Annotated in this window: 1 protein-coding gene; it reads right to left on the reverse strand. The window is 24.9% G+C overall.

Features of this window, described 5'->3' with window-relative positions; genetic code table 11:
* Positions 1 to 376 precede the first annotated feature (376 nt).
* Positions 377 to 2,419, reverse strand: coding sequence for a M13 family metallopeptidase (locus tag Q0F58_RS18785; RefSeq protein WP_294379492.1), 2,043 nt, complete (start codon positions 2,417 to 2,419; stop codon positions 377 to 379).
* Positions 2,420 to 2,573: the final 154 nt, after the last annotated feature.

Below are 2,573 nucleotides of genomic sequence, written 5' to 3' on the forward strand. Positions count from 1 at the left end.
CAGGATCAAACTCTCAATAAAAAGTTTAATCTTAGCTTACTCAAATAAAGAATTGCTGGTTTACTTAATTATTTATTCTATTCTGTTCAATTTTCAAATATCTTATCGCTTCAAGCGACCTATTTATCATATCATTTACTTAAATCTCTGTCAACACTCTTTTAAAATCTTTTTTCATGTTGTTTCATCAATTCTCGCAACGACAAGATTTATTTTAACATTATAGTTAATTAACACAAATTAAAATACTCTAATTATTGTTGATTATGTTCTAATATATCCATCTTTCTCTATATTTCATCGTATTTCATATATTGATACACTTGGAAAAGTTTTTGCTAATCTTATCAACACAAACTCTTCCCAAGTTATTTATCTACCATACTTTAATCCTGCGACTTGGTTCAACATACATTTTATCTCCAGATTTTATATCATAAACTTTATAAAATTCCTCAAATTGTGAAAGCACTCCATTAACTCTTACTTTTTTAGGAGAATGTGGATCATTATTTAACAAGTAATCTTTTATTTCTTCTGTAGATACTTCTCTCCATATAACTGCATAATTTTCAAATAGGTCCTTTAAATTGCAGTTATCTATTTTTTTAGCAATATCTATAACACACGCAATTCCCCCTAAATCACTTATATTTTCTCCAACTGTTAATTCGCCATTAACAAACCTTCCATTTTCAACTTCAATATTTGAATAATAGTCTATAACCTTCTTGCTTCTTTCCCTAAATTCTCTATAATCATTTTCTCCCCACCAATTATTCAACATTCCATTTTCATCAAATTGAGCACCAATGTTGTCGAAAGCATGAGTAACTTCATGACCTATAACAGCACCTATTCCTCCTAAATTTTTTTCCTTACTCGCTTTTTTATCATAGAAAGGCCTTTGAAGAATTGCTGCTGGAAATACAATTTCATTATTTAAAGGATTATAATATGCATTAACAGTGCATGCTCCCATGCTCCATTCACTTTTATCAACTGGTTTTCCTAATTTTCTAATTTGTCTTTTAATTTTAAATTTATATATATCTATAATGTTTTCTACCAAATTTCCACCATCTGAATACGACCTTATATTTAATTCACTATAATCATTCCATTTATCAGGATATCCTATTTTTATATTTATTTTATCAAGCTTTTCTATTGCTTTGTTTTTTGTCTTTTTACTCATCCACGAAATATTATTTAATCGTTCTCTATAATTATCTACTATTTCATTGCACAAAGAATGTACTTCTTTTTTACTTTCTTCATCAAAATATTTATTCACATATAATTTACTGATTGATTCACATAAATTACATGTTACAAATTTTACTGCATTACTTTCATTTATATCCACCACTTCTACTCCATAAAGTTTCTTTTTTAGATTTGAACTCGCTTTTCTAAAATCATCACTTAATAAATTATCTGTGTTTAATAATATTATTGTTTTGAAAAAATTTTTCATATCATCTAATTTTTCTTCAACAATTAAAGAATTTACTATTTCTATATTTTTAGGATTTTCTACAACTATCTTATTAGGATTTTCTATATCAAAACTTTTAAGTATTTTCTTTATGTTTATATTAGGCATAATATTTTGCACTTCGCTCATTGTAAATATATTATATATTTTATTAATTCTATCACTATCTTTAGCTTCTTCTTGAAGTGTAGCAATACTCTCAGAGATATCTTTTTCTATATTATAAAATCTTTCCGCATTATTCTTTGCATCACATTCATTTTCTCCACACAATTGATGTAACTTTTCAATGTAATTCACATATTCTTTTCTTATATCTTCATAAGAATTATCTTTGTAATATATGGAATTTCCTAAAGTCAAACTACTATTTTCAAAATAAAGTATATTTGTACAGCTATCCTTATAGTCAGGTCCTACTCCTATGTTAATTAAAGGTTGAAAATACATAAAATTTTCATCATAAAATATTTTCTTCAAATCTTCTATATTATCTATTCTATCAATCTTTTCCATATAACATTCTATTGGTTTCTTTTCTAATTTATCTCTTCGCTTAATATCAATAAAATTATTATATAAATTGGCTATTTTTATTTCTTCACTATCCTTTTCATAACATTGTTTATGTTCATTTATATCACAAATTATATTGCATATATCTCCATTAACTTTTCTATATAATTCTTCAAATGTCCCATATGAAACATTTCCATAGTCAAGTTTAGTATTTTTTATCCAATCTTTATTTATGGCAGTATAAAAATCATCTTGCAGCCTTACATTTAAATTCTGATAATTTTCTGAATTATATTTATATTCATATCCCTGTATTATTGATATATCAAATAGATTAAATAGAATTGTTGTCAATATCACCACTATCGATAATCTTTTTATTGATGCATACTTATTCATATAATTCATTCCTTTGCTATATACTCTAAATTTATTTACTATCTAAATTTATTATTCTGTTTATTGGTATAAATAATACATATAACTAAAATTAAATTATATAAATCTATTAATTTTTACAATAAAAAAATCTGCTTTGCAGACTGTGTGTTTC

The organism is uncultured Clostridium sp. (assembly GCF_934754915.1).
Classification (GTDB): Bacteria; Bacillota; Clostridia; order Clostridiales; family Clostridiaceae; genus Clostridium.

Excerpts from the sequence above, each read along its gene's own strand:
- Q0F58_RS18785 (WP_294379492.1), bottom strand. The coding sequence starts at position 2,419 with ATGAATAAGTATGCATCAATAAAAAGATTATCGATAGTGGTGATATTG.